This window comes from Pseudonocardia sp. (genome assembly GCF_035305885.1).
Classification (GTDB): domain Bacteria; phylum Actinomycetota; class Actinomycetes; order Mycobacteriales; family Pseudonocardiaceae; genus Pseudonocardia.
This window is the reverse complement of sequence record NZ_DATGOP010000076.1, coordinates 36,239-61,831: the sequence shown is the minus strand read 5'-3', so window position 1 is coordinate 61,831 and position 25,593 is coordinate 36,239. Positions and strand designations below refer to the sequence as shown.

The window sequence follows — 25,593 nt, the reverse complement described above, 5'->3', positions numbered from 1 at the left end:
CGACGCCTCTTCGGACGGCTAGGTCCGGTCCGAATGGCCCAGGCTGCGGCCGGGGGCCACGCGGTCGCGCACGAGCTGCTTGAGCCGCGAGAGCTCGGGGAAGCCGCCCTCGGTGGCGCGGTCCCACAGCAGCTCGCCGTCGAGCCGCACCTGGAAGACCCCGCCGGTGCCGGGGACGAGCGCGACCTCGCCGAGATCGGCCGGGAACGTCGTGAGCAGCTCCTGCGCGGTCCAGCCGGCGCGGAGCAGCCAGCGGCACCGCGTGCAGTAGGTGATCTCGAGTCGCGGGGCGGGCACGCCGCGAGTCTGGCAGAGGTGTGAGCCGCGCCCGGGGATGTGCGCTCGCCCGCGGGAGGAACGTAGGCTGGGCGTGTGCTGGTGATCCGACGCGATCTCGTGGACGAGATCGTCGCCCACGCCCGCCGGGACCATCCCGACGAGGCGTGCGGTGTCATCGCCGGCCCCGAGGGATCGGACCGGCCGGAGCGGTTCATCCCGATGCTCAACGCCGCGCGTTCGCCCACGTTCTACGAGTTCGACTCCGGCGACCTGCTGCGGCTCTACCGCGACATGGAGGCCCGGGGCGAGGTGCCCGTGGTGATCTACCACTCGCACACGTCCACCGAGGCGTACCCGTCGCGCACCGACATCTCCTACGCCTCCGAGCCCGAGGCGCACTACGTGCTCGTGTCGACGCGCGAGCCCGACACCCATGAGTTCCGGTCGTTCCGGATCGTGGACGGCGTGGTCACCGAGGAAGACGTCGAGGTCGTGGAGAGTTACATGTTCTCGCACACGGGCGCAGACGACGTCCCGGACCACGCCTGACGCCCGTCACCGCCCGACCCACGACCGATCCACCTGGAGCATCAGCATGGCCGTCACCGTGTCCATCCCGACCATCCTGCGCACCCACACCGGCGGCGAGAAGACCGTCGAGGCCAAGGGGAGCACCGTCGCCGAGGTGATCGAGGACCTCGAGTCCCGCCACAGCGGCATCAAGGCGCGCCTGGTCAAGGACGGCAACCTGCACCGCTTCGTGAACATCTACGTCGACGACGAGGACGTGCGCTTCGCCGGCGGCCTCGAGGCCCCGGTGGGCGAGAACTCGACCGTCACGATCCTGCCCGCCGTCGCGGGTGGCATGCGCTGATCCCCAGCGCCCCCCAGGAGGCGACACATGGCCCGGTACGACTCGCTGCTGCAGGCGGTCGGTGACACCCCGTTGGTGGGCCTGCCGTCGCTCTCGCCCGCCCCGCACGTGCGGCTGTGGGCGAAGCTGGAGGACCGCAACCCCACCGGGTCCATCAAGGACCGCCCGGCCCTCGCGATGATCGAGAAGGCCGAGGCGGACGGGGTGCTCAAGCCGGGCTGCACGGTCCTGGAGCCGACCTCGGGCAACACCGGCATCTCGCTCGCGATGGCCTGCAAGCTCAAGGGCTACCAGCTGATCTGCGTGATGCCGGAGAACACCTCGCTCGAGCGCAGGCAGCTGCTGGAGATGTACGGCGCGCAGATCATCTTCTCGCCCGCGGCGGGCGGCTCCAACCAGGCCGTCGCGATGGCGAAGGAGCTGGCCGCGGAGCACCCGGACTGGGTCATGCTCTACCAGTACGGAAACCCGGCCAACGCCGAGGCCCACTACCGCACCACGGGCCCGGAGATCCTGCGCGACCTGCCGACCATCACCCACTTCGTCGCGGGGCTCGGCACCACCGGCACGCTCGTGGGCACCGGCCGCTACCTGCGGGAGCACAAGCCGGACGTCCAGATCGTGGCGGCCGAGCCCCGCTACGGCGAGCTCGTCTACGGGCTGCGCAACCTCGACGAGGGCTTCGTCCCCGAGCTGTACGACCCCGACGTGCTCACCGCCCGCTACTCGGTGGGCAGCCGCGACGCGCTGCGCCGCACCCGCCAGCTGGTGGAGCAGGAGGGCATCTTCGCGGGGATCTCCAGCGGCGGCATCCTGCACGCCGCGCTCGCCGTCGCGGAGAAGGCCGCCGGGGCGGGCGAGACCGCCGACATCGTGATCATCATCGCGGACGCGGGCTGGAAGTACCTGTCCACCGGCGCCTACGCGGGCGAGCTCGACGAGGCCGCCGAGCGCATCGAGGGCCACCTCTGGGCCTGAGGCGCCCGAACTCGTCCACCCACCGGGCCGGAAGGATGCGTAGCCTCGACGGCATGGTCGTCCCAGCCCCGCGCCGCACCGCCCGGGTGTTCCCCCGCAACCCGGTGGGCTCGGCCCTGTTCATGATCCTGTTCACGGCCGGGCTGTACGTCGTCGAGGCCTTCGACGCGGTCACCGGCGGCGCGCTCGACCAGCAGTACGGCATCGAGCCGCTCGAGGTCGACGGCCTCGACGGGGTGCTGTTCGCGCCGCTGCTGCACGGCAGCCTCGCCCACCTGCTGGGCAACACCGTGCCGTTCCTGGTGTTCGGGTTCCTCGCGATGGCGGGCGGGTTCCGGCAGTTCGTGGTGGTGACGGCCACGATCTGGATCCTGAGCGGCATCGGCGTGTGGCTCACCGGCGACATCGGCATGCCGCCGGGGGCCGAGTCGGTCCACATCGGGGCGTCCGGCGTGATCTTCGGGTGGCTGGTCTTCCTGCTCACCCGCGGTTTCTTCGCCCGCAGCGCCCTGCAGATCCTCATGGCGGTGGGGCTCTTCCTCGTCTGGGGCGGGATCCTGCTCGGCGTGCTGCCCGGGCAGCCGGGCGTGTCGTGGCAGGCCCACCTGTTCGGGGCCCTCGCCGGGCTGCTCGCGGCCCGGATGGTCGCCCGCGCCGACCGGGCCGCCGTCGTCCGCGCCTAGACTCGGCCGCGTGGCCCCCGGTCCCGACGCTCCGATCGGCATCTTCGACTCCGGCGTCGGCGGCCTCACCGTCGCCCGGGCCGTGATCGACCAGCTCCCCGCGGAGCGGGTCGTCTACGTCGGCGACACCGCGAACGGGCCGTACGGGCCGCTGCGGATCGCCGAGGTGCGCAGGCACGCGCTCGCCGTCGGCGACGCCCTCATGGAGCAGGGCGTCAAGGTGCTGGTCGTGGCCTGCAACACCGCCACCGCCGCCTGCCTGCCCGACATCAGGGAGCGCTACCCGGTGCCGGTCGTCGAGGTGCTGCGGCCCGCCGTGCGCCGGGCCGTCGCCACCACCCGCACCGGGCGGATCGGGGTGATCGGCACCCGCGCCACCATCGCGTCGGGCGCCTACCAGGACGCGTTCGCCGCCGTCCCGGGTGTGGAGGTCACCGCCGTCGCGTGCCCGCGGTTCGTCGACTTCGTCGAGCGCGGGCTGACCAGCGGGCGGCAGGTGCTCGGGCTCGCGCAGGGCTACCTCGAGCCGCTGCAGCGGGCGCGCATCGACACGCTGGTGCTCGGCTGCACCCACTACCCGCTGCTCGCGGGCGTGCTGCAGATCGTGGTCGGGCCGGACGTCACGCTCGTCTCCAGTGCCGACGAGACGGCGAAGGACGTCGTGCGCGTGCTCATGGAGCACGACCTCGCCCGCGACCCCGCCGGCCCGCCGCCCGGCCCGCACCGCTTCCTCGCGACCGGCGACCCGGCCCCGTTCCGCCGCCTCGGCAGGCGGTTCCTCGGGCCGGAGATCGGGGAGGTCGCCGGCCTCCCGGCGGCGCAGGGCGCCACCGCCTGACGCACGCACAGGCGCGATTCGCCGGGAACATCGGCGAGTCGCGCCCTGGGTGTCCGCGAGTCGCGCTCTCGGTGCGGGTGAGTCGGGGTCCGGGTGGGGGCTCGGGTAGCGTCGCGGCGTGATCGGCGCACTCGTCGTCGTGGTCCAGGTCGCGCTCGCCGCGCTCGCGGTCTACGGCGTGGTCCTCACCGTGCTGAACCGGCCCCCGGACGTGTGGACGAAGCGCGCGGTGGGGCTCGTCGTCGCGCTGCTCGTGCTGCAGGCCGCGATCGGCGCCGTGCAGGTCTTCTCCGGCACCGCGCTGCCCGAGACCACCACGTTCCTCATCTACCTCGTCGTGTCCGTGTGCGTCCTGCCGATCGCCACGCAGTTCGCCACCGCCGAACCCACGCGCTGGGGTGGGGCGGTCGTCGCGGTCGGGGCGATCGCCACCGCGGTCGCGGTGTGGCGCCTGCAGGGGCTGTGGGTGCCCGGTGCCTGAGGCCGCCCGCGCGACGTCGTCCGGCCCCGGGCGGGTCCTGATCGCGGTGTACGGCGTGTTCGCGCTGTCGGCCACGGCCCGCGCGGGCGTGCAGATCGCGACCCGGTTCGCCGAGGCGCCGGTGCCGTACCTGCTCTCGGCCGTCGCGGGCGTCGTCTACATCCTCGCGACGATCGGGCTCGCCGGTCACGGTCCCGGCGCGCGCAGGCTCGCCTGGTGCGCCGTGGTGTTCGAGCTGGTCGGGGTGCTGGTCGTCGGGACGCTCACCGTGTTCGACACCGGTGACTTCCCCGACGACACGGTCTGGTCGGCATACGGGCGGGGCTACGGGTTCATCCCGCTCGTGCTCCCGTTCATCGGTCTGTGGTGGCTGCGGCACACGGGGAGGCGCTGATGCGGCTGGTCGTGCTCGGGTGCTCGGGCAGCGGGCCCGGGCCGGACTCGCCCGCGTCCGGGTACCTGGTGGAGGCCGGGGATGCGCGGATCGTGCTCGACCTCGGCAACGGCACGTTCGGCGCCCTGCAGCGCCACGTCGACCCGTGGCGGCTCGACGCCGTCGCGTTCTCCCACCTGCACCCCGACCACTGCGCCGACTTCACCGCGCTCGTGGTGCACCGCCGCTACCACCCGCACCCGCCGTACGACGCGGCCGCGCGGCCGCTCGCGGTGCACGCCCCGGCCGAGGCACCCGACCGGTTCGCCGCCGCGTACGCGCCGTCGGCCGCCGAGCGGGCCGAGACCGACCTCACCGACGTGTTCGCCTTCCACCCGCTCACCGACGGCGGCACGGCCGAGGTCGGGTCCGCCCGGCTCACCGCGCGCCGCGTCGACCACCTCTGCGAGGCCTACGGCCTGCGCGTCGAGGCGGACGGGCGGAGCCTGGTCTACAGCGGCGACACCGGCCCGTGCCCGGGGCTCGTGCAGCTCGCCCGCGGCGCCGACGTGCTGCTCTGCGAGGCCACATGGCCGCACGTGACCCCGCAGTGGGACGAGCCGCCCACGGGGGTCCACCTGTCCGGACGGCAGGCGGGGGAGCACGCCGCCGCGGCCGGGGTCGGGCGGCTGCTGCTCACCCACGTGCCCGCGTGGTACGACGGCGAGGAGCTGCTCGCCGAGGCGACGGCGGCGTTCGACGGGCCCGTCGAGCTGGTGGTGCCCGACGGGGCCTACGAGGTCTGACTACTGGCCGATGCCCTGCCACGCCGCGGCCGAGCCCGCGTGGCCGACCCACGCGACGACGGCGGCCGCACCGAGGCCGACGAGCGCCGCGAGCGCCGTCAGGCCGGTGGCCACCCGGTAGCGGGTGGGGGTGGCGGCCGGTGCGGCGTGCGCGCCGACCTCGGCGCGCACCGCGGCCAGCTCGGTGAGCACCCCGGCGGCGAGCAGCACGAGGAACGCGACGGCGACCGGCAGGAGCCATGAGGCGCGCTGCTGGTGCTCGGCGACGAGCGGGTTCTGCCCGCCGAGCGCGAGGAACAGCTGCTCGCCCGTGGTCGTGGCCATCGGGACGGACGCCACACCCGCCAGCGCCACCAGCAGGACCGGCAGGCCGAGCGACCGCCGCAGCGCCCGGCTGATCGCGATCACGACGGCCCCCAGCGCCGCCAGCGGGAGCAGCACCACGACCGCGTGGACGACGAGCGGATGCAGCGGGATGCCGTCGATGACCCACATGTCATGTTCAACGGGCGGCCGGCGCCGGGGGTTCACGCCGGTCATAGGGTGGCCGGGTGACACGCGCAGACGGCAGGTCGGACGACCAGCTCCGCCCGGTGACGATCACCAGGGGCTTCCAGAAGCACCCGGCGGGCTCGGTGCTCGTCGAGTTCGGGGACACGAAGGTGCTGTGCGCGGCGAGCGTCACCGAGGGCGTGCCGCGCTGGCGGAAGGGATCGGGCCTCGGCTGGCTCACCGCGGAGTACGCGATGTTGCCCTCGGCCACGAACACCCGCACGGAACGCGAGTCGGTGAAGGGCCGCATCGGCGGGCGCACCCACGAGATCAGCAGGCTGATCGGCCGCTCGCTGCGCGCCTGCATCGACCTCGCGGCGCTCGGCGAGAACACGATCGCCATCGACTGCGACGTGATCCAGGCCGACGGCGGCACCCGCACCGCGGCGATCACCGGCGCCTACGTCGCCCTCGCCGACGCCGTCACCTGGCTCGGGGCGCAGGGGGCGCTCTCCGACCCGAAACCGCTGTCGTGCCAGGTCGCGGCGGTCAGCGTCGGCGTGGTGGACGGGCGGGTCCGGCTCGACCTGCCCTACGAGGAGGACTCGCGGGCCGAGGTGGACGCGAACGTCGTCGCCACCGACACCGGCACGCTCATCGAGGTCCAAAGCACCGGCGAGGGCGCCACGTTCACCCGCAGCACGTTCGACGCGATGCTCGACGTCGCGCTCGCCGGCATCCGCAGGCTCGCGGACCTGCAGGCGGAGGTGCTCGCCCAGCCCTACCCGCGCGAGCTGCCGGGTCGATCGTGAAGATGTGGCTGTGAAGGTCCTGCTCGCCACCCGCAACGCCGACAAGCTCGCCGAGCTGCGCCGCCTGCTCGCCGACGGCCCGGTCGAGGTGATCGGCCTCGCCGACGTGCCGGAGTTCCCCGAGGCGCCCGAGACCGGCGCCACGTTCGCCGAGAACGCCCTCGCCAAGGCGCGGGACGCCGCGGCCGCCACCGGCCTGCCGTCCGTCGCCGACGACTCCGGGCTCACCGTCGAGGCGCTCAACGGGATGCCCGGGGTGCTCTCGGCGCGCTGGTGCGGCCGCCACGGGGACGATCGCGCCAACCTGGAGCTGCTGCTGGGCCAGCTCGCCGACGTGCCGGACGAGCGGCGCCGCGCCGCGTTCGTGTGCGCGGCGGCGCTCGTGGTGCCGGGCGGGAAGGAGACGGTGGTGCACGGGGAGTGGCCGGGCCGGATCGCGCGGGCCCCGCGCGGCACCAACGGCTTCGGCTACGACCCGATCTTCATCCCGGATGGGGAGGAGCGCACCTCCGCCGAGCTCAGCCCGGAGGAGAAGGACGCCGCCTCGCACCGCGGCCGCGCCATGCGCGCGCTGCTGCCGCACCTGCGCGCCCTGGCCTGAGCTCCCGATACGCACCCAGAGCGCGACTCGCCTGCACCGAGCCCGCGACTCGCGGGGTGGCCCGGCGAGTCGCGGTGTGGGTGTGGCCGAGTCGCGCTCTGGCGCGGGTCAGTCGGTGGGGTCGGGCTCGGCCAGCACGCGGCGCGCCACCGCGAAGGCGGAGTTCGCGGCCGGGACACCGCAGTAGATCGCGCTCTGCAGCAGCACCTCCACGATCTCGGAGCGGGTGAGGCCGTTGCGCAGGGCGGCCCGCAGGTGCATCTCCAGCTCGTCGTAGTGCCCGTGCGCCACGAGCGCGGTGAGGGTGATGGCGCTGCGCATCCGCCGGTCGAGCCCGGGGCGGGTCCAGATGCCGCCCCACGCGTACCGGGTGATGAGCTCCTGGAAGTCGGCCGTGGTGGCGTCGGCGCGGGCGATCGCGGCGTCGACGTGCTTCGACCCGAGCACCTCGCGGCGCACGGCGAGGCCGTCGGGGTCGAGGTCGAGGGTGCGCTGCTCCGAGGTCACGCCCGCACCGTAGTCGTCGCGGAGGTCAACTGTCGGTGGCGGTCACCACCCTTCTCGCCCGCCCGGTCGCGGACGTCGGTACCTTCGGTCGGGTGAGCTGGGGACGTCTCGCCGCGGTGGGCGCTGCGGTGCTCGTGGTCGCCGTCGTCGCGTTCCTGATGTACCGCACCGGCACCGACCTGTTGGACGTCCGCACGGCGGTGAAGGCCGCGGGCCTGTGGGCGCCGGTGCTGTTCGTGCTGTTGCAGGGCATGGTCACGGTCGTCCCGGTGCCCCGCACCGTGTTCACGGTGGCCGCGGGCGTCCTCTTCGGCGGGCTCGGCGGCGTGCTGCTCGCGGTGGCGGGCACCGCGCTCGCCGCGACCGTCGCCTTCTGGCTGGTCAGGCTGCTGGGCGGCCGGTTCGTGCGGAAGCACGCCGACCACCGCGTCATGACGTGGGTGCGGGTCCGGCTGGACCGCAGCGGCCTGCTCGCGATGGTGTCGCTGCGCCTGATCCCGGCCGTGCCGTTCTCGGCGATGAACTACGCCGCGGCCCTGTCGGGCATCCGGTTCAGCCCGTACCTGCTCGGCACGGTGCTCGGTGTCCTGCCGGGGACGATCGGGATCGTGATCCTCGGCGACGCCGCGGTGGGCGGCGACCCGCACCCGGCGATGCTGCTGGTCTCGGTGACCTCAGGCCTGGTGGGGCTCACCGGCGCGCTGATCGCGGCGCGGCGGCCCGCGGTCCCGCCCGTGGCGGAGGGGTAGGGGAGAGTGCCGGCGGCGGGATTCGAACCCGCACTGTCTCGGACCTAAACCGAGGGCCTCCTGCCAGTTGGGCTACGCCGGCTCGCGGAGAGACTACGGGGTCGCCCGCCGCGCCCCGCACACGCTGGTCACCGCTCCGCCGAGAGCTCGGCCGGCGCGCGCATCCGCCACGCGTCGAGCACCAGCTCCGCCAACCGCGCCTCGTCGACCTCCTCGAGCCGCACCATCACCAGCGGCAGGCCGTCGTAGGTGGGATGGGTGAAGAACAGCTCGGGCTCGCCGAGCAGGAGCGCCTGCTTCTCCGCCTCGTCACCCACGTACAGGACCGCGACGTCGGTGCGGATCACGCGCCGCTTGCCCGGCACCCGCTCCGGGTAGGACCACACGAACCCCTTGCCGCCCACCCGGAAGTCGAAGCCCTCGCTCGGGATCTCCTCGACCCCCGGCAACGCGCACGCGATCCGGCGCACGTCGTCCTCGGTCGCCACCTCGAACCCCCTCGGCTCACTCCCGCACGGCGCCTTCCAGCATGCCCCGGATGAAGTGCCGCTGGAGGAACAGGTACACGACGACGACCGGGGCCGCGACGATCACCGCCCCCGCCGCGAGCAGCGTGTAGCCGGAGGTGTACTGACCCTGGAAGAACGCGAGGCCGAGCGGGGCGGTGCGCAGGGACGCGTCGGTGGCCATGACGAGCGGGATGAGGAACTCGTTCCAGGTCCACATGAACGTGAGCACCACCATCGTCACGATCGCGGGGCGCCCCGGCGGCACCAGGATCTGCCAGAGGATGCGCCACGAGCTCGCGCCGTCGAGGCGGCCCGCCTCGATCAGCGACGGGGGCCGGGACCGGAAGTAGGCCCGCATCCAGAACGTGCCGAACGCGACCGACTGCGCCACCTGCGGCAGCGCGATGCCCCAGAACGTGTTCGTGAGGCCGAACGTGCGCAGGTCGAAGTAGAGCGGGACGACGATGACCTCGGTGGGCACCATCAGCCCGAGCAGGAACACCGGGAACAGCACGCCCGCCCAGGGCACCCGCATGGTGCCGAACGCGTAGCCGGCCATGATCGACAGCACGCCCGCCACGACCACGACGAACGCCGACACCGCGATGCTGGTGAGCATCGAGCCGGCGAACCGGCCCTGCTCCCACGCGGCGGGGAAGTTCGCGAGGCCGCCCGCGCCGCCCGCGTCGTCGGGGCCGAGCGCCGTGGCGAGGATCGCGAGGATCGGCCACAGCGCGAACGTCGCGAACAGCAGCAGGATCGCGTAATTGGCCGTGCGCTCGGCGCGGGAGATCACCGGCGCTCACCGATCCGGGCGACCGCGAGGTTGATCGCGAAGATGATGATCGTGAGCGTGACGCCGACGGCCGCCGCCGAGCCAACCTCGCCCAGCCGGAACGCGCGGTTGTAGACCTCGTAGGAGGGCACCGAGGTGCGGTTCCCGGGCCCGCCGCCGGTGGTGATGTAGATCAGGTCGAACGTCTTCAGCGCGGCGATCACGGTGAGCGTGAGCGCGACGGCGAGCTCGGCGCGCACCGACGGCAGCGTGATCGCGAAGAACTCGCGCACCGGCCCGGCGCCGTCCAGGCGCGCGGCCTCGTAGAGCTGGTCGGGGATGCGGCTGATGCCCGCCATGAGCAGCACGGTGACGAGCCCGGTCTGCACCCAGGTGCCGATCACGCCGACGGCGGGCAGCGCGAACGTGGGGTCGCCCAGCCAGGCCCGGGTGACGCCGCCGAGGCCGACGAGCTCGAGGAAGTCGTTGACCGAGCCGTCGGGGGCGTAGAGCTGCCGCCACGCGACGCCGACCACGACCATCGCCACGACCTGCGGCAGGAACACGACCGTGCGGAAGAACGGCAGGCCGCGGACCCGCGCCCGGGTGAGCAGCGCGGCGAGCACCAGCCCGATCGCCGCGGGCAAGAGCGCGAAGAACACGATCAGCACCAGCGTGTGCCCGAACGCCGCCCGCAGGTCGCCGTCGGTGACCACCTCGACGTAGTTGCCGAGCCCGACGAACGTGGCGAGCGTGAGCCCGTCCCAGTCGAACAGCGACAGGTGCACGGCGCGCCCCAGCGGGTAGAGCACGAACGCCGCGTACACGGCGAGCGCGGGCGCCACGTAGGCCAGCGCGTGCCACGGCGACGGCCCGAGCCGGTCCCTCCTCGCGGCGGAACCGCCCCTCGCCGTGCTCGCGACGAGGGTGTCAGCCATTCTGCTCGACGAAGGCGGCGTAGTCGGCCTCCACCGTCGCGAGGACCGCCTCCGGCGGCTGCGTGCCCGCGATCAGCTCCTGCAGCGCGGCACCCATGGTGTCGCCCATGGTCGGGGTGGCGTAGTCGAGGTAGGGCAGCAGCTGGCCGCCCTCGGCGACGGCCGAGAACGCGGCGAACACGTCCTCCGACAGCCCCGGCGGCGGGGTCTGCGCCCCGGTGTCGACGACGGGCAGGTTGCCGGTCTCGGTGAGCACCTGCATCGCCTCGGGGCTGGTGATGAAGTCCAGGTAGGCGGCGGCGACGTCGGGCACGTCGCTGGCGCTGGTGATCGCGAACGGCAGGCCGGTGCCCCCGGTGGCCGACACGGGGCGGCCCGCGGCCGCCGGGGGCGGCATGAACCGCACGTTCTGGCCCATCGCCGCCTCCAGGTCGGGCGCGTACCAGGAGCCGCCGATGAGGAACACGGCCTCACCGCGGGCGAACGCCTGCCACGCCTGGTTGTCGTCGATGCCGTTGACGCCCTCGTTGAAGTAGCCCGCCTGCGCCCACTCCGCGACGCGCTGCGCCGCCTGGGTGTTCTCCGGCGTGAGCCACGAGGCGCCCTTGCGGCCGAACGCGAGGTCGCTGATCTGGTCGGCGGGCACGAGCTGGTTCTGCACCGTGCCGAACACGTGCAGGGCGGGCCAGCCCTCGACGTTGCCCAGCGCGAGCGGGGTGGCCCCGGCGGCCTTGGCCGCGGCGAGCGCGGCCTCGAACTCCTCCCACGTCGTGGGGACGGCGATGCCGAGCCGCTGCAGCTCCGCGACGTTGTAGTAGATGCCGACGACCTCGCCGACCTGCGGCAGGCCGTACATCTCGCCCTCGCCGAAGACCTTGCCGTCGGTCGTGTAGCTCACGTACTGGCGCACCGAGTCCGGGAACCGCTGGTCCCAGCCGTAGGCGTTGGCCCACGGCGTCAACGGCAGCAGCTCGCCCGCCGCCACGAACGCGCCCATGTCGGCGCGGCCGTTGTTGGCCTGCACGACGTCGGGGGCGTCGTTGCTGGACAGGGCGAGGCGCAGGGTCGTGGTGAGGTCGTCGAACGAGCGCGAGTCGCGCTCGATGGTGACGTTCGGGTACCGCTCCTGGAACGCGGCGTTGAGCCGCTCCATCTGCTCGTTCTGCCCGCCGCGGACCTCCTGGTCCCACACGGTGAGCGTGACCGGCCCGAGCGAGGCGATGTCGGTCTGCACCTCGCGCTCGGTCGGCGGCGGCGCGGCCGCGTTCTCCGACCCCGGTGTGCAGGCCGCCGCGAGGAGGCCCAGCGCTCCGGCGAGCGCGGCGACGGCGACGCGACGACTGGTCATGAGGACTCCTCAGGGGCGGGTGACGTCGGAGTGGCGGGCGATGGTGGCGGCGGCGCGGCGCACGCCGCAGACGTGCGTGCGGGGCACGAGGTCCTCGAGGAACCCGTAGCGAGAGGCGAGCTCGACGGCCGTGGGGTTGCCCTCGGCGGCGCAGGCGCGGGTGCGGCGCCACCAGTCGCCGATGTCGCCCCAGCCGGGCGCGGCGAGCGAGCCGCCGAACTCGTGGACGGCGAGCGCGGCCGAGACGCCCGCGAACCGCAGGCGGTGCTCCAGCGGCCAGCCGGCGATGGTGCCGAGCACGAGGGCCGCGCCGAACACGTCACCGGCCCCGGTGGGGTCCAGCGCGTCGACCGGGAGGGCGGGCACCTCCGCCGTCTCGCCGGTGACGCCGTCGATCGCGATCGCCCCGTCGCCGCCCATCGTGACGACCGCGAGCGGCACGTGCTCGGCGAGCGCGCGCACGGCGGCCTGCGGGCTGTCGGTGCGGGTGTAGCGCATGGCCTCGACGGCGTTGGGCATGAACGCGTCGCAGCCGGAGAGCGTGCGCAGGAGGGCCGGGTCCCAGACGCCGGTCGGGTCCCAGCCGGCGTCGGCGAACACGAGCGCGCCCTCCTTGCGGGCCCGCGCCACCCAGTCCGGCAGGACCGGGGCGCCCGCGCCCTCACCGATGCTCGTGATGACGGCGCGGCTGCGCGGTGGGGTGCCGATCAGCTCGTCGAAGCTGATCGGCATGTCGTGGCCGTGGGTGACCATGCTGCGGTCGCGCTGCACGGCCATAGACACGGTGACGGGGGAGTGCCACTCGGTGAACCGCCGGGACCGGGAGAGGTCGACGCGCTCCTGGTCGGCGAGGGTCTGCCAGAGGAAGTCGGCGTAGACGTCGTCGCCGAACCCCGCGGCCAGGCTGGTGCGCAGCCCGAGCCGGGCGGCGGCGACGGCGAGGTTGGCGATCCCGCCCGGGCAGGAGGCCATGCCCGAGGCCCACACCTCGGTGCCCGCCTCCGGGGCCGTCGGCAGGCCGGTGAACACGATGTCCAGGAACACCGTGCCGGACATGAACACGTCGATCGCGGGGGAGTCGGCGTCGCGCAGGTCGGCGAGCGGGTCCCACCACACGGGTTCGTGCGGGGTCTCCACGATCGCGCTGGTCACGCTGCACCACCTGTCCGTCGGCTCGTCTGCCGGGATAGTGCCGCCGAGCTGCGCAACAGGCAACTGTTCGTGCGCAAATTTGCGCAGATGTGATCGGAGTTGCTCATCGCTGCTTGGTCGGCTGCTTCTTCTTGGGTTACGGTATGCGCGTGCTTCCGGCGAGCCGTCACGGGGAGATCCTGCGCCTGGTGCGCTCCTCCGGCGTCGTCTCGGTGGAGGCGCTGGCCGAGAACCTCGGCGTGAGCCCCTCGACGATCCGGCGCGACCTGCAGTCGCTCGACGCCGAGGGGGCGCTGCGTCGCGTTCGGGGCGGTGCGGGGTGCGTCCCGGACGACGACCCGGTGCCGTTCGCGCAGGTCGCCACCGTGGCCGCCGACGACAAGGAGTGCGTCGCACGGACGGCGGCCGCCCTCGTCCAGGACGGAGAGGTCGTGCTGATCGACATCGGCACCACCACCGCCCGCCTGGCGAGGGCCCTGCGCGGGCGGCGGATCACCGTGATCACCAGCAGCCTCGCCGTCGTCGACGAGCTGCGCGACGACCCGGCCGTCGAGCTGCTCGTGCTCGGCGGCATCCTGCGGCGCAACTACCGCTCGCTCGTCGGCATGCTCACCGAGCAGGCGCTGCGCGAGGTGCGCGCGCACCGGCTGTTCCTCGGCACGAGCGGCATCTCCCGCGAGGGCGAGGTGCGCGACTCCACGCTCGTCGAGGTCCCGGTCAAGCGGGCGATGATCGAGGCGGCCGAGCAGACCGTCGTGGTCGCCGACCGCGGCAAGTTCCCCGGCACCGGCCTGCTCACCGTGTGCGGGCCCGAGAAGGTGGACGTGATCGTCACGAACTCCGGCGCCGACGCCGACACGCTCGCCGCCTGCGAGGCGGCAGGCACCGAGATCCGGCTGGCCCCGGCCGCCGGGGAGAACTCGTGAAGCTCGCGATCCTGGGTGGTGGCGGCTTCCGCGTCCCGCTGGTCTACCGGGCGCTGGGGGAAACCTCCCCGATCCGCGAGGTGGTCCTGCACGACGTCGCACCCGAGCGACTGGCCGCGATCCAGGCCGTCCTGGAGCAGACCGCGGGCGGCCCGCCGGTGCGGGCGACGACCGACCTGGACGACGCCCTGCGCGACGCCCGGTTCGTGTTCTCCGCCATCCGGGTGGACGGGCTGGCCGGGCGCACCGTGGACGAGCGGGTGGCGCTGTCGTGCGGCGTCCTCGGCCAGGAGACCACCGGCCCCGGCGGCATCGCCTACGGGCTGCGGACCGTGCCGGTCGCGCTGCGCGTCGCCGAACGGGTGGCCGCGGTCGCGCCGGACGCCTGGGTCATCAACTTCACCAACCCCGCCGGGATGATCACCGAGGCCATGCAGCGGGTGCTCGGTGAGCGCGTCGTCGGCATCTGCGACTCGCCGATCGGGCTCGTGAAGCGGGCGGCGCGGGCGCTTGGGCTGGAGGGCGGCGAGCGGGTCGTCGACTACGTCGGGCTCAACCACCTCGGATGGCTGCGCGGGCTGCGCGTGGACGGCGTGGACCGGCTGCCCGACCTGCTGGCCGACGACGCGGCGCTCGCCTCCATCGAGGAGGTGCGGCTGGTGGGCGCCGACTGGGTGCGCGCCATCGGGGCGCTGCCCAACGAGTACCTGTACTACTTCTACCGGAACCGGGAGGCCGTGGCGGCGATCGGCGCCGCGGACAGCACGCGCGGGGAGTACCTGCTCGCCCAGCAGGAACGGTTCTACGCCGACACCGCCGCCGACCCGGCGGGCGCCCTCGAGCGCTGGACGCGGGTGCGGGAGGAGCGCGACGCCAGCTACATGGCCGAGAGCCGCGAGGCCAGCGGGGCGGGCGAGCGGGCGGCCGAGGACGTCGCGGGCGGCGGCTACCAGCAGGTGGCGATCGAGCTCATGACCGCGCTGTCGGGCGGGCCGCCGCGCACGATGATCCTCGACGTCCGCAACGGCACCGCCGTGCCGGGGCTCCCCGCCGATGCGGTGGTGGAGGTGCCCTGCCTGGTCGGCCCGCACGGCGTCACGCCGCTTTCCACCAACCCGCTCCCGGGCGCCATGCTGGGCCTGCTGCAGCAGGTCAAGGCGGTGGAGCAGGACACGATCGAGGCCGCGGTCACCCGCTCGACCACGCTGGCGCTGCGCGCCTTCGCCCAGCACCCGCTCGTCGACTCGGTGGGGGTGGCCAAGCAGCTCCTCGACGGCTACCGCGAGCGGCTGCCCGGGATCGCCGAGGTCCTCCGGTAGGGCTTCAGATGCCGAGGTCCTTGCGCAGCTTCGCCACGTGCCCGGTCGCGCGCACGTTGTAGAGCGCCCGCTCGATCTTGCCCTCCGGGTCGACGAGGAACGTCGAGCGGATGACGCCGGTGACCGTCCTGCCGTACATCGTCTTCTCCCCGAAGGCGCCCCACGCGGTGAGGACGTCCTTGTCGGGGTCGGAGAGCAGCGGGAACGTCAGGCCCTCGGAGTCGCGGAACTTCGCGAGCTTCGCCTGCTTGTCCGGCGAGATGCCGATGACGTCGAGCCCGGCGTCATTCAGCTCGGCGAGGTTGTCGCGGAAGTCGCAGGCCTGTTTCGTGCAGCCGGGCGTGCCTGCCGCGGGGTAGAAGTAGACGATCACCCGGCGGCCGCGGTAGTCCGACAGCGACACGGGCTTGCCGTCCGCGTCGGGAAGGGTGAAGTCGGGAGCCGTGTCGCCGGGGGCCAGACGGGTGGTCATGCCGCGATACTGGCACCCCAGCCGCTGATCTACGGTGGCACCCTCCGCAACACCAGTCGACCGCAGCACCAGGAGGCGTCGTGCCCCGCGACCCGGACACCATCCAGCGCGAGATCGAGCAGGCGAGGAACGCGCTCGCGGAGAGCCTCGACGAGCTCACCGAGCGCGCCCACCCGAAGCACCTCGTCGACGCGGGCAAGGAGAGCGTGCAGCACCGGCTCGCCGACCCGCGGATCCGCTACGGCCTGATGGCCCTCGGTGCCCTGATCGCGTTCGCCCTGCTCCGCAAGCTCTTCCGCTGACCGCGCCCGCGGGGGCCGGTCAGGAGAGCGCCGCCGCGGTGGCCTTCAGCTCGGACACCGGGGCGTTCGCGGCCACGAGCGGGCGGTAGCGGACCACCAGGCGGGCGGCGCCGAACCCGGCGACCGCCACCACCTTGTCGCCCGAGAGGTAGGCGGCGACCGTCCCGCGCACCGGCCCACCGTCGAGGCCCGCGCCGTGCAGCGGTACGACCTCGTCGCCCAGCTCCGGGCGGCCGAGGATCTGGATCTTGATCCCGAACTGGTCGGACCAGCAGTAGGGCACGGCGGGTGGCGGGGGCGGGGCCCCGAGGATGTCCCGGGCCACGACGGCGGCCTGGTCGCCCGCGCTCGTCCAGTGCTCGTGCCGGTGCCGGCCCCCGTGCACCGGGTCGTCCCAGGCGGCGGCGTCGCCGACCGCCCACACGCCGTCGAGGCCGTGCACCCGGCCCGTCGGTCCGCAGGCCAGGCCGCGGGAGCCGTCGACCCCGGTGTCGGCCAGCCACTCCAGCCGCGGCACGCCGCCGATCCCGACGACGGCGGCGTCCGCGGCCAGCCTCCTGCCGTCGGCGAGCTCGACCGCGACGCCTTCGGCCGCGTCGGCGAAGCGCGTGATCGCGGCGCCGGTGTGCAGCTCCACCCCGCCCTCGGTGAGCAGCCGGCCCGCCACCGGGCCCAGCTGCGGGCCGAGCGCGTGGGCGGCGGGCACATCGAGCGCCTCGACGACCGTGACGTCGACCCCGCGCGTACGGGCCGAGCTCGCCACCTCGGCCCCGATGAACCCCGCGCCGACGACCAGCAACGACTTCGCGCTCTCCAGGGTCGCGCGGAGGGCGAGCGCGTCGTCGAGGGTGCGCAGGGTGTGCACGTGCGCCGGCTGGTCGGGCAGCTCGCGCGCCACCAGCCCCGTGGCGATCACGACGGCGTCGGCGTGCAGGGCCGCGCCGTCGGCCAGCTCCAGCTCGTGGTCGCGCTCGCCCGGGCGCAGGGCGACGGCCGGGTTGCCGAAGTGGGTGCGGACCCCCAGCTCGTCGAAGGTGTCGGGGCCCGCCAAGAAGGTGCGGTCCGGCTCCCACTCGCCGGTGAGCACCTGCTTCGACAGCGGTGGCCGGTCGTACGGGGGGTGGGGTTCGGCGCCGACGAGGCTGATCCGGCCCTGCAGCCCGGCCGCGCGCAGCTGCTGGGCCGTGCGGAAGCCGGCCAACCCGGCGCCGACGATCACCACGTGCTCGGGCTGACCGGTCATCACGCTCCCTCCGGGCCCGGATTCTGTCGAAGGCTCAGCCGACGCGGGTCTCGGGGTCCAGCCGCGTGCGCAACCGGTCGAGGGTCTGGGCGAGCAGCCGGGACACGTGCATCTGGGAGATCCCGACCCGGTCGGCGATCTGCGTCTGGGTCATGTTGCCGAAGAACCGCAACAGCACGATCGTGCGCTCGCGCTCGGCGAGCTCGGCGAGCACCGGGCGCAGCGCCTGCCGGAAGTCGACGCGGTCGAGCTCGGCGTCGGCCTCCCCGACCAGCTCGCCGACCGTGGCGCTGCCCTGCTCGGAGGAGAGCATCTCGTCCAGCGACGAGCTGCGGTACGCCTCGGAGGCCTCCAGGCCCTCCAGCACCTCGGACACGGGCACACCCAGCCGCTCGGCGATCTCGCTCGGCTTGGGTGCCCGGCCGAGGTTCTGCGACAGCTCGGACACGGCGCTGTTGATCGAGACGTGCAGGTCCTTCAGCCGCCGCGGCACCCGCATCGACCAGCCGAGGTCGCGGAAGTGGCGCCGGACCTCACCGCTGATGGTGGGCACGGCGAAGGAGAAGAAGTCGGTGCCGCGCTCGGGGGAGTACCGGTCGATCGCGTTGATCAGCCCGACGGTCGCGACCTGCACGAGGTCGTCCAGGGGTTCACCGCGGTTGGAGAAACGGCGGGCGATGTGCTGGGCCACCGGGAGGAAGCCGCGCACGAGCTCGTCCCGCAGCTGCTCCCGGTCGGGGTGGTCGGCCGGGAGCGCAGCGTAGCGCTCGAGGAGGGGCGAGAGGTGTCCGTACTCGGGGTCTGCTCGGGTCACCGCATCACGTCGCCGGAGCGCTTGTCCAACCGGATGCCCACGGTGGGCCCGGCACCGTCGACCCCGGGGTCGTGGTGCACGGTCACCTCGTCGGCGAGGGTCTGCAGCACCCGCCAGCCGAAGGTGTCGGTGGAGACGACGGCGTCGGAGTGCTTCGTCTGCACCTGCGCGTGCACCTCGATGCGCTCGGGGCGCACCAGGAACGTGCACCGCAGCCACGAAGTGGGGGCGGCGACGTCGACGAGCGTCGCGCAGGCCTCGTCCACGGCCATCCTCAGGTCGGAGATGGCGTCGAGGTCGAAGTCGGCCCGCGCGGCGAGGTCGGACGCGACCGCGCGGATCGTCGGGATCAGCGCGGCGCTGGCCGACGTCCGGACCTCCACGGTCGATGCCCCGTCGAGTGCGTCGGCGGGCGAGGGGGAGTCCAGATCGGACACGCTGCCGGGTCTCCTTCCGGTCAGCCGGGCGCGGTCACGGCACCGGCGGGTTCATCTTGCTACCTGCCGCATTGGGGTTCAATCGCGCCCCCCGCAAGCGGACTCGGGGTCGGGGTACAGGTCGAACATCCCGGCGGTGCCGGTGATCTCGAGCGGACGGCGCACCGCACGGCTGGTGACGACCAGGCGCAGCCGGGTGCCGCGGTCCTCGGCCCGGTGCGCCGCGCTGATCAGCACCGCGAGGCCGCTCGACGCGAGGAACCGCACATCGGTGAGGTCCATCACCAGGATCTCGCCCGATGAGGTGAGCAGTTCGTCGGTGGCGGCCGTGAACTCCGGCGCGGTGAGCGTGTCGATCTCGCCGCGAACCGTCAGGACGACGGCGCCCGGGCGCGGCCGGGTCAGCGACGTCTCCAGGAAATCGGCGCAGGGTTGGGTCGATTCGTTCATCACGCACCTCCGCGCTCGGGCGGCCGACCATACATCCTGCTCCCGGTGCCAACACCCCTGTGACGCGCTTAGAGTGCGGTCGTGGCCCAGACGTCTGATGAGGTGAAGCTGGCGGCGCTTCGGGAGCGCGTGCGCGCCGAGTCGCGGCTGCTGGTCGCCTACTCCGGCGGGGTCGACTCCGCGCTGGTGGCGGCGGTGGCGGCGCAGGAGCTCGGGGAGCGCGCGGTGGCCGTCACGGCCGTGTCGGCCAGCCTGCCGCGCAGCGAGCGGGCCGCGGCGCGGGCGTTCGCCGCCGCGCACGGGATCGCGCACGTGGAGGTCGCGACCGACGAGCTCGACCGTCCCGAGTACGTCGCCAACGGCGGGGACCGCTGCTACCACTGCAAGTCCGCGCTGTTCGACGCGCTCGCCCCGATCGCCGCGCTCTCCGGGGCGCGGATCGCGCTCGGCACCAACACCGACGACCTGGGCGACCACCGTCCCGGCCAGGCCGCGGCGCGCGCCCGCGGGGCGATCGCGCCGCTGCTCGACGCCGGCTTCGGCAAGGAGGACGTGCGCCGGGTCAGCAGGGCGCTCGGGCTCGCCACGGCGGAGAAGCCCGCCGCCGCGTGCCTCGCCTCGCGCGTGGCCTACGGCGACCCGGTCACGCCCGAGGTGCTGCACCGCATCGAGCTGGCCGAGGAGGCGGTGCGCGGGCTCGGGTTCCCGGTCTGCCGGGTGCGCGCCCACGGGGGCGGCGCGGTGGCGCGGGTCGAGGTGCCGCCGGACGACGTCCCCCGCGCCGCCGAGCTGCGCGCCGAGCTGGACCGGGCCGTCCGCGGCGCCGGCTTCGAGTTCTGCGCGCTCGACATGCAGGGCTTCGCCAGCGGGCGCATGAACGTGCTGCTCGGGATGCCGACGCCCCGATGACGACCGATCACGAGCACGCCGGAGCGCAGCGGAGGCCGGCAGGCGCTGTGTTCGACGACCTCGGGTACGCGCGGCCGGACACCGGGCGCGAGGCCCGGCTCGGGCTGCCCGAGGTCGTGTACGGGCCGGGGAAGACGCTCGAGCAGATCGTGGGCGTGGTGCGCTCGCTGCTCGCGGGCAACGACGGCCCGGTGCTGGTCAGCCGCGTCGACCCGGAGCAGGCGGCCGAGGCGGTCGCTGCGGTCGAGGGCGGCCGCTACGACCCGGTCGCCAGGCTGCTGGTGTGGCGGCCCGCGCCGCCGCGGCCGTTCCGCGTGGTGGTGGCGTCGGCGGGCACGTCGGACTGGCCGGTGGCCGCCGAGGCGGCGGCCGTCGCGACCGCGATCGGACTGCAGGTCGACGAGCTGCGCGACGTGGGCGTGGCCGGCGTGCACCGGTTGCTCGCCGAGCAGGATCGGCTTGCGGCCGCCGACGCCGTGATCTGCGTGGCGGGCATGGAGGGCGCGCTGCCCAGCGTCGTCGGCGGGCTGGTCGGCTGCCCGGTGATCGCGGTGCCCACGTCCGTCGGGTACGGCGCGGTGCTCGAGGGCGTCACGCCGCTGCTGGCGATGCTCAGCTCGTGCGCGGCGGGCGTGGTCGTCGTGAACATCGACTCCGGCTTCGCCGCCGCGCTCGCGGCGCACCGGATGGCGCTGCGGGTCGCCCGGTGATCCTCTGGCTCAACCCGGTCAGCGGGATCTCCGGCGACATGCTGCTGGGCGCCCTGCTGGACCTCGGCGCGCCCCTCGACGACGTGAAGGCCGCCGTAGCCCGCACCGGGCTCGACGGGTGGGACCTGCGCGCCGAGCGCGTGACGCGGGGTGGGATCGGGGCGACCCGCGCGGTCGTCGACGTCACCGACCAGGCCACCGAGCGGGCCGCGGCCGAGCTGCTCGCGCGCGTCGCCGACGTGCCGGTCGCGGCGCGCGCGGTGCGCGAGATCGCCGAGGTGGAGGCCGGCATCCACGGCATCGACCCCGACCGGGTCCACCTGCACGAGATCGGCGGACTGGACACCGTGGTCGACACGGTCGGCGTGGCCGCCGCCCTCGACCTGCTCGGCGTCGAGGAGCTGCACTGCGGTCCGCTCGCCCTCGGGTCCGGCACCGTCTCGACCCGCCACGGTGTGCTGCCGGTGCCCGCGCCGGCCACCGCGGCGCTGCTGGCGCGGGCCGGGGCGCCGGTCGTCGGCGCGGGCGACGGCGAGACGGTGACGCCCACCGGCGCGGCGCTGCTCGTCGCGGCGGGCGCGCGGTTCGGGCCGCTGCCCGCGATGACGCTGCAGGCCGTCGGCTATGGCGCCGGCGGGCGCGACCCGGCCGAGCGGGCCAACGTGCTGCAGGCGATGCTCGGCGTCGCCGCCGGGGCGGGCGAGCGGATGCTGCTGCTGGAGACGAACGTCGACGACGTCACCGGTGAGGTGCTCGGCCACCTCGTCGGCAGGCTGCTCGACGCGGGCGCCGCCGACGCGTGGCTGTCGCCGATCGTGATGAAGAAGGGCAGGCCCGCCCACACCGTCCACGTGCTGGTGGCGCCCGAGCGCGCCGCGGACTGCGAGCGGATCGTGCTCGCCGAGACCGGCAGCCTCGGGCTGCGCCGCACGCCGGTGGACCGCGCCGCCCTGCCCCGGCGCTCGACCGCGGTGGAGGTCGAGGGCCACCGGATCCGGCTCAAGCACGGCCCGTGGGGCGTGAAGCCGGAGCACGACGACGTGGCCGCCGCCGCGGCCGCCCTCGGGCTCCCGCTGCGCGAGGTGGTGCGACGGGCAGCAGACATCGGACGTTTGGCTCCTCACACATCAGAGGAGTTCCGTTGACCGGCCCCCGGTGCCCACATAGCCTCGGGTGGCAGGCCGCGCACAAGGGGGTACGTCGTGAGCACGCATCTCGGTCCCTTCGAGGCCGTCCGGAACCTGACCTACGACGCGCCGTTCCCCCGGCTGCTGCCGGTGCGGCAGAGGTTCGACCCGCAACAGGTGGCCGACGTCGCCGCGGCCACCGCGCAGGCGCTCGAACCGCTGCGCGGCCGGATCCGGCCCGGCATGACCGTGGCGATCACCGCGGGCAGCCGTGGCATCCACGACAAGCCCGCGGTCGTGCGCGCGGCGGGTGAATGGCTGCGCGCCGCGGGCGCCGAACCGTTCGTCGTGCCCGCCATGGGCTCGCACGGCGGCGCCACGGCCGAGGGCCAGGTCGAGCTGCTCGCCGACCTCGGGATGACCGAGGAGAGCCTCGGCATGCCGATCCGCGCCACGATGGAGACCGTCGAGATCGACCGGCTGCCCGACGGGCCCGCCGTGCACCTCGACGCCAACGCCGCCAAGGCCGACGGCATCCTCGCCGTCAACCGCGTGAAGGCGCACACCGACTTCCAGGGCGACATCGAAAGCGGCATCTCGAAGATCATCGCGATCGGGCTGGGCAAACAGCGCGGCGCCGAGGGCATCCACCGCTTCGGCCCGGCGAACCTCGCCGTCTGGGTGCCGCGGGTGGCGCGCCGGGTCGTCGACACCGGCAAGATCCTCGGCGGGCTGGCGATCGTCGAGAACGCCTACGACCGCGCCGCCCGCATCGAGCTCCTCCAGGCAGCCGACATCGCGGGGCCCGCCGAGGCCGCGCTGCTGGCCGACGCCAAGCGCCGCATGGCCCGCCTCCCGTTCGACGACATCGACGTCGCCGTGATCGACGAGATGGGCAAGAACTACTCCGGCGCCGGGATGGACACCAACGTCATCGGCCGGATGATGATCCGCGGCAGCGCGGAGTTCGACCGCCCCCGCATCCGCAACATCGCGGTGCTGGACGTCAGCGACGCCTCCCACGGCAACGCCGTCGGGCTCGGGCTCGCCGACTTCGTCCCCTTCCGGCTGCTGGAGCGCATCGACCTGCGCAGCGTCTACATCAACGCGATGACCTCGGGCCTCGGCGGACCGCAGCGCGCGCAGATCCCGATGGCGTTCCCGACCGACCGCGACGCCATCGCCGCCGCCCTCCTCACCTGCGGGCGGGCCGACGTCGAGGCCGTCACGCTCGTCCGCATGCCCAACACGCTCGACCTCGAGCACCTGCAGGTGTCGGAGTCGCTGCGCGCGGCGGTCGACGCCCACCCCGACCTGGAGATCACCGGAGACGTCGCACCGATGGCGTTCGACGAGGAGGGACGGCTGCAGCCGTGGCAGTGACACCTGTCAGCATCCAGCGACGCGGGGAGCCGAGCGTCCGGCTCCACCCCGCCGACAACGTGGTGGTGGCCGCGCTGGCCCTGCCCGCGGGCACGACCGTGGACGGGGTGACGCTGCGCAGGGACGTGCCGCGGGGGCACAAGGTCGCCGTCGCCGACATCGCCGAGGGCGAGCCGGTCCGCAAGTACAACCAGATCATCGGGTTCGCCACCGCGCCGATCGCGCCCGGCGACCACGTCCACACCCACAACGTCGAGTTCCGGACGTTCGAGCGCGACTACGCCGTCGGCGCCGACGTCACGGAGACGCAGTACGTCCCGGAGTCCGAGCGGGCCACGTTCCAGGGCATCGTGCGCGCCGACGGCAAGGTCGCCACCCGCAACTACCTGGGCATCTTGACGTCGGTCAACTGCTCGGCGCACACCGCGAAGATGATCGCCGACCAGTTCCGCCGCCCCGGCCTGCTCGACGACTACCCGAACGTCGACGGCGTCGTCGCGCTCACCCACGGCACCGGCTGCGGCATGGCCGACGACGGCGAGGGCATCAGGGTGCTGCGCCGCACCCTCGCCGGCTACGCCGAGCACCCCAACTTCGCCGGGTTCCTCATGCTCGGGCTGGGCTGCGAGGTCAACCAGATCCGCGGCGTCTCGGAGGGCTGGCGGGTCGACCCGTCGCGGCCCGTCGCCACCATGACGATCCAGGACCAGGGCGGCACCGTCGCCACCGTCCGCGCGGGCGTCGAGGCGCTCAAGGCGATGCTGCCGCAGGCCAACGACGTCAAGCGCCAACCGGTGCCCGTCAGCGAGCTCGTGCTCGGCCTCAACTGCGGCGGCTCCGACGCCTACTCGGGCATCACCGCCAACCCCGCGCTCGGCGCGGCCGTCGACATCCTGGTGCGCCACGGCGGCACCGCGATCCTCGGCGAGACCCCGGAGATCTACGGCGCCGAGCACCTGCTCACCCGCCGCGCCGTCAGCCCCGAGAGCGCCGAGAAGCTCATCGAGCGGATCAGGTGGTGGGAGGAGTACACCGCCAAGCACGGCGGGTCGATGGACAACAACCCGTCGCCGGGCAACAAGGCGGGCGGGCTCACCACGATCCTCGAGAAGTCGCTCGGCGCCGTCGCCAAGGGCGGCACGACCAACCTCACCGGCGTCTACGAGTACGCCGAGAAGGTCACCGCCAAGGGCTTCACGTTCATGGACACCCCCGGCTACGACCCGGTGTCGGTCACCGGGATCGTCGCGGGCGGGGCCACCGTCATGTGCTTCACCACGGGCCGCGGCTCGGTGCTGGGCTGCAAGCCGACCCCGAGCATCAAGCTCGCCACCAACACCGAGATGTACGAGCGGATGTCCGGCGACATGGACATCGACTGCGGCGTGATCCTCTCCAAGGGCGAGTCCGTCGAGTCGGTGGGGGAACGGGTGTTCCAGCTGATCCTCGACACCGCGTCCGGCCGCAAGACGCTGTCGGAGGAGCTCGGATTCGGACAGGAGGAGTTCGTCCCGTGGCAGCTCGGCGCGGTGATGTGACGATGCTGGACTTCTCCGACCAGGTCGTGCTGGTCACCGGCGCCGGCAGCGGGATCGGCGCCGCCGTCGCCGAGGGGTTCGGGCGCCGCGGCGCCCAGGTCGTCGTGCACTACGGGCGCAACCGCGAGGGTGCGGAGAAGGTCGCGAGCTCGATCCAGGAGGCGGGCGGCCGGGGGTCGGTCGTCCAGGCCGACCTCACCGACCCGGCGTCGGCGACCCGGCTCGTCGACGACGTCGCCGCGCGGCACGGGCGGCTCGACGTGCTCGTCAACAACGCAGGCGACCTGCTGGGCCGCACGCCCGTCACCGAGATGACCGACGAGCAGTTCGCCCGCGTCATGGACCTCAACATGACGTCGGTCTTCGCCGCCTGCCGCCAGGCCGTGCCCGTCATGCAGCGCAACGGCGGCGGCGCGATCGTCAACGTCACGTCGGTGGCCGCGCGCACCGGCGGCGCGGGCGGGTCCGTCGCCTACGCCACCGCGAAGGGCGCGGTCAGCACCTTCACCCGCGGCCTCGCCAAGGAAGTCGCGCGCACCGGGATCCGCGTGAACGCCATCGCGCCCGGCATCATCACCACCCCGTTCCACGAGCGGAACACGTCCGACGAGCAGATGGCGGCGATGGTGGCGGGCATCCCGATGGGCCGCGCCGGCACACCCGACGAGTGCGTCGGCACCGTACTCTTCCTGGCCGATCCAGCGATGAGCGGATACATCACCGGCCAGGTGATCGAGATCAACGGCGGCCAGCTGACCCCGTGAAAGA

33 protein-coding genes and 1 tRNA gene are annotated in these 25,593 nt (G+C 73.8%); 20 read left to right on the top strand and 14 right to left on the bottom strand.

The window, feature by feature from the left end; genetic code table 11:
- Positions 1-18: 18 nt before the first annotated feature.
- Positions 19-297, bottom strand: a complete 279-nt coding sequence (locus VKZ81_RS16150) for an Rdx family protein (protein ID WP_324242389.1) — start codon at positions 295-297, stop codon at positions 19-21.
- A gap of 75 nt (positions 298-372) precedes the next feature.
- Here VKZ81_RS16150 and VKZ81_RS16145 point away from each other — a divergent pair, with 75 nt between their 5' ends.
- The 8 genes from VKZ81_RS16145 (at position 373) to VKZ81_RS16110 (ending at position 5,312) form a co-directional block, all read left to right on the top strand.
- Positions 373-828 (top strand): M67 family metallopeptidase, encoded by a 456-nt coding sequence (locus VKZ81_RS16145; protein ID WP_324242388.1) that lies wholly within the window; start codon positions 373-375, stop codon positions 826-828.
- Between the two features lie 46 nt (positions 829-874).
- Positions 875-1,153, top strand: coding sequence for a MoaD/ThiS family protein (locus VKZ81_RS16140; protein WP_324242387.1), 279 nt, complete (start codon positions 875-877; stop codon positions 1,151-1,153).
- A 27-nt stretch (positions 1,154-1,180) separates the two neighbouring features.
- A complete protein-coding gene (locus VKZ81_RS16135; protein ID WP_324242386.1) occupies positions 1,181-2,131 on the top strand; it encodes a PLP-dependent cysteine synthase family protein in 951 nt (316 codons plus the stop codon).
- Between the two features lie 53 nt (positions 2,132-2,184).
- A complete protein-coding gene (locus VKZ81_RS16130; protein WP_324242385.1) occupies positions 2,185-2,814 on the top strand; it encodes a rhomboid family intramembrane serine protease in 630 nt (209 codons plus the stop codon).
- Between the two features lie 10 nt (positions 2,815-2,824).
- On the top strand, positions 2,825-3,652 hold the full coding sequence (murI, locus tag VKZ81_RS16125; protein WP_324242384.1) for a glutamate racemase: 828 nt from the start codon (positions 2,825-2,827) through the stop codon (positions 3,650-3,652).
- 118 nt (positions 3,653-3,770) lie between these two features.
- Positions 3,771-4,133, top strand: coding sequence for a hypothetical protein (locus VKZ81_RS16120; protein ID WP_324242383.1), 363 nt, complete (start codon positions 3,771-3,773; stop codon positions 4,131-4,133).
- A complete protein-coding gene (locus VKZ81_RS16115) occupies positions 4,126-4,527 on the top strand; it encodes a hypothetical protein (protein WP_324242382.1) in 402 nt (133 codons plus the stop codon). The genes VKZ81_RS16120 and VKZ81_RS16115 overlap by 8 nt, the downstream gene beginning before the upstream one ends.
- Complete coding sequence (locus tag VKZ81_RS16110; RefSeq protein ID WP_324242401.1) at positions 4,527-5,312, top strand: MBL fold metallo-hydrolase; 786 nt, start codon at positions 4,527-4,529, stop codon at positions 5,310-5,312. The genes VKZ81_RS16115 and VKZ81_RS16110 overlap by 1 nt, the downstream gene beginning before the upstream one ends.
- Here the strand turns inward: VKZ81_RS16110 and VKZ81_RS16105 are convergent, their stop codons facing one another.
- Positions 5,313-5,807 (bottom strand): DUF2231 domain-containing protein, encoded by a 495-nt coding sequence (locus VKZ81_RS16105; RefSeq protein ID WP_324242381.1) that lies wholly within the window; start codon positions 5,805-5,807, stop codon positions 5,313-5,315.
- A gap of 56 nt (positions 5,808-5,863) precedes the next feature.
- Here VKZ81_RS16105 and rph point away from each other — a divergent pair, with 56 nt between their 5' ends.
- Together rph and rdgB are read left to right on the top strand one after the other, a co-directional pair.
- Positions 5,864-6,616, top strand: coding sequence for a ribonuclease PH (rph, locus tag VKZ81_RS16100; protein WP_324242380.1), 753 nt, complete (start codon positions 5,864-5,866; stop codon positions 6,614-6,616).
- Between the two features lie 4 nt (positions 6,617-6,620).
- On the top strand, positions 6,621-7,217 hold the full coding sequence (rdgB, locus tag VKZ81_RS16095; RefSeq protein ID WP_324242379.1) for an RdgB/HAM1 family non-canonical purine NTP pyrophosphatase: 597 nt from the start codon (positions 6,621-6,623) through the stop codon (positions 7,215-7,217).
- A 108-nt stretch (positions 7,218-7,325) separates the two neighbouring features.
- Here rdgB and pcaC read toward each other — a convergent pair whose 3' ends face one another.
- Positions 7,326-7,724: a 4-carboxymuconolactone decarboxylase gene (gene pcaC, locus VKZ81_RS16090; RefSeq protein WP_324242378.1), complete on the bottom strand. Its 399-nt coding sequence runs from the start codon at positions 7,722-7,724 to the stop codon at positions 7,326-7,328.
- A gap of 92 nt (positions 7,725-7,816) precedes the next feature.
- Here pcaC and VKZ81_RS16085 point away from each other — a divergent pair, with 92 nt between their 5' ends.
- A complete protein-coding gene (locus VKZ81_RS16085; RefSeq protein WP_324242377.1) occupies positions 7,817-8,473 on the top strand; it encodes a TVP38/TMEM64 family protein in 657 nt (218 codons plus the stop codon).
- A 7-nt stretch (positions 8,474-8,480) separates the two neighbouring features.
- On the opposite strand, the gene VKZ81_RS16080 is transcribed toward VKZ81_RS16085, so the two are convergent.
- The 6 genes from VKZ81_RS16080 to VKZ81_RS16055 form a co-directional block, all read right to left on the bottom strand.
- A tRNA-Leu gene (locus VKZ81_RS16080) sits at positions 8,481-8,555 on the bottom strand.
- Positions 8,556-8,601: 46 nt separating this feature from the next.
- Positions 8,602-8,961 carry an MmcQ/YjbR family DNA-binding protein gene (locus VKZ81_RS16075; RefSeq protein WP_324242376.1) on the bottom strand — a complete coding sequence of 120 codons (360 nt, stop codon included), beginning with the start codon at positions 8,959-8,961 and terminating at the stop codon, positions 8,602-8,604.
- 16 nt (positions 8,962-8,977) lie between these two features.
- Positions 8,978-9,778, bottom strand: a complete 801-nt coding sequence (locus VKZ81_RS16070; RefSeq protein ID WP_324242375.1) for a carbohydrate ABC transporter permease — start codon at positions 9,776-9,778, stop codon at positions 8,978-8,980.
- Positions 9,775-10,695, bottom strand: coding sequence for a carbohydrate ABC transporter permease (locus tag VKZ81_RS16065; protein ID WP_324242374.1), 921 nt, complete (start codon positions 10,693-10,695; stop codon positions 9,775-9,777). The genes VKZ81_RS16070 and VKZ81_RS16065 overlap by 4 nt, the downstream gene beginning before the upstream one ends.
- Positions 10,688-12,043 (bottom strand): extracellular solute-binding protein, encoded by a 1,356-nt coding sequence (locus VKZ81_RS16060; RefSeq protein ID WP_324242373.1) that lies wholly within the window; start codon positions 12,041-12,043, stop codon positions 10,688-10,690. Before VKZ81_RS16060 ends, VKZ81_RS16065 begins: the two co-directional genes overlap by 8 nt.
- Positions 12,044-12,052: 9 nt before the next feature.
- A complete protein-coding gene (locus VKZ81_RS16055) occupies positions 12,053-13,195 on the bottom strand; it encodes a carbohydrate kinase family protein (RefSeq protein WP_414709389.1) in 1,143 nt (380 codons plus the stop codon).
- A gap of 149 nt (positions 13,196-13,344) precedes the next feature.
- Between VKZ81_RS16055 and VKZ81_RS16050 the strand changes: the two genes are divergently transcribed.
- Positions 13,345-14,121 (top strand): DeoR/GlpR family DNA-binding transcription regulator, encoded by a 777-nt coding sequence (locus tag VKZ81_RS16050; protein ID WP_324242372.1) that lies wholly within the window; start codon positions 13,345-13,347, stop codon positions 14,119-14,121.
- Entirely contained in the window at positions 14,118-15,440 is a 1,323-nt protein-coding gene (locus VKZ81_RS16045) for a 6-phospho-beta-glucosidase (RefSeq protein WP_324242371.1), read from the top strand. Before VKZ81_RS16050 ends, VKZ81_RS16045 begins: the two co-directional genes overlap by 4 nt.
- Before the next feature lie 4 nt (positions 15,441-15,444).
- Here the strand turns inward: VKZ81_RS16045 and bcp are convergent, their stop codons facing one another.
- The gene (gene bcp / locus VKZ81_RS16040) at positions 15,445-15,912 is read right to left on the bottom strand and encodes a thioredoxin-dependent thiol peroxidase (protein ID WP_324242370.1); all 468 of its coding nucleotides are present in this window, start codon (positions 15,910-15,912) and stop codon (positions 15,445-15,447) included.
- Between the two features lie 80 nt (positions 15,913-15,992).
- On the opposite strand from bcp, the gene VKZ81_RS16035 reads away from it, so the two are divergent.
- The gene (locus tag VKZ81_RS16035; RefSeq protein WP_324242369.1) at positions 15,993-16,214 is read left to right on the top strand and encodes a DUF3618 domain-containing protein; all 222 of its coding nucleotides are present in this window, start codon (positions 15,993-15,995) and stop codon (positions 16,212-16,214) included.
- 19 nt (positions 16,215-16,233) lie between these two features.
- Here VKZ81_RS16035 and VKZ81_RS16030 read toward each other — a convergent pair whose 3' ends face one another.
- From VKZ81_RS16030 to VKZ81_RS16015, 4 genes are all read right to left on the bottom strand, one after another.
- Positions 16,234-17,457 carry an NAD(P)/FAD-dependent oxidoreductase gene (locus VKZ81_RS16030; protein WP_324242368.1) on the bottom strand — a complete coding sequence of 408 codons (1,224 nt, stop codon included), beginning with the start codon at positions 17,455-17,457 and terminating at the stop codon, positions 16,234-16,236.
- Positions 17,458-17,491: 34 nt separating this feature from the next.
- Positions 17,492-18,271 (bottom strand): SigB/SigF/SigG family RNA polymerase sigma factor, encoded by a 780-nt coding sequence (locus VKZ81_RS16025; RefSeq protein WP_324242367.1) that lies wholly within the window; start codon positions 18,269-18,271, stop codon positions 17,492-17,494.
- Positions 18,268-18,708 (bottom strand): ATP-binding protein, encoded by a 441-nt coding sequence (locus VKZ81_RS16020; RefSeq protein ID WP_324242366.1) that lies wholly within the window; start codon positions 18,706-18,708, stop codon positions 18,268-18,270. The genes VKZ81_RS16025 and VKZ81_RS16020 overlap by 4 nt, the downstream gene beginning before the upstream one ends.
- Positions 18,709-18,786: 78 nt before the next feature.
- A complete protein-coding gene (locus VKZ81_RS16015; protein ID WP_324242365.1) occupies positions 18,787-19,158 on the bottom strand; it encodes an STAS domain-containing protein in 372 nt (123 codons plus the stop codon).
- An 81-nt stretch (positions 19,159-19,239) separates the two neighbouring features.
- Here VKZ81_RS16015 and larE point away from each other — a divergent pair, with 81 nt between their 5' ends.
- From larE to VKZ81_RS15985, 6 genes are read left to right on the top strand one after another with little or no spacing between them, the layout of a single operon-like run.
- Positions 19,240-20,067, top strand: coding sequence for an ATP-dependent sacrificial sulfur transferase LarE (gene larE, locus VKZ81_RS16010; RefSeq protein ID WP_324242364.1), 828 nt, complete (start codon positions 19,240-19,242; stop codon positions 20,065-20,067).
- A complete protein-coding gene (gene larB / locus VKZ81_RS16005; protein WP_324242363.1) occupies positions 20,064-20,777 on the top strand; it encodes a nickel pincer cofactor biosynthesis protein LarB in 714 nt (237 codons plus the stop codon). The genes larE and larB overlap by 4 nt, the downstream gene beginning before the upstream one ends.
- Complete coding sequence (gene larC, locus VKZ81_RS16000) at positions 20,774-21,922, top strand: nickel pincer cofactor biosynthesis protein LarC (RefSeq protein ID WP_324242362.1); 1,149 nt, start codon at positions 20,774-20,776, stop codon at positions 21,920-21,922. Before larB ends, larC begins: the two co-directional genes overlap by 4 nt.
- Positions 21,923-21,979: 57 nt before the next feature.
- Positions 21,980-23,287 (top strand): nickel pincer cofactor-dependent isomerase, group 22, encoded by a 1,308-nt coding sequence (locus VKZ81_RS15995; RefSeq protein ID WP_324242361.1) that lies wholly within the window; start codon positions 21,980-21,982, stop codon positions 23,285-23,287.
- Complete coding sequence (locus tag VKZ81_RS15990; protein WP_324242360.1) at positions 23,278-24,825, top strand: UxaA family hydrolase; 1,548 nt, start codon at positions 23,278-23,280, stop codon at positions 24,823-24,825. The genes VKZ81_RS15995 and VKZ81_RS15990 overlap by 10 nt, the downstream gene beginning before the upstream one ends.
- Positions 24,801-25,589 carry an SDR family NAD(P)-dependent oxidoreductase gene (locus VKZ81_RS15985; protein WP_324242359.1) on the top strand — a complete coding sequence of 263 codons (789 nt, stop codon included), beginning with the start codon at positions 24,801-24,803 and terminating at the stop codon, positions 25,587-25,589. Before VKZ81_RS15990 ends, VKZ81_RS15985 begins: the two co-directional genes overlap by 25 nt.
- Positions 25,590-25,593 lie beyond the last annotated feature (4 nt).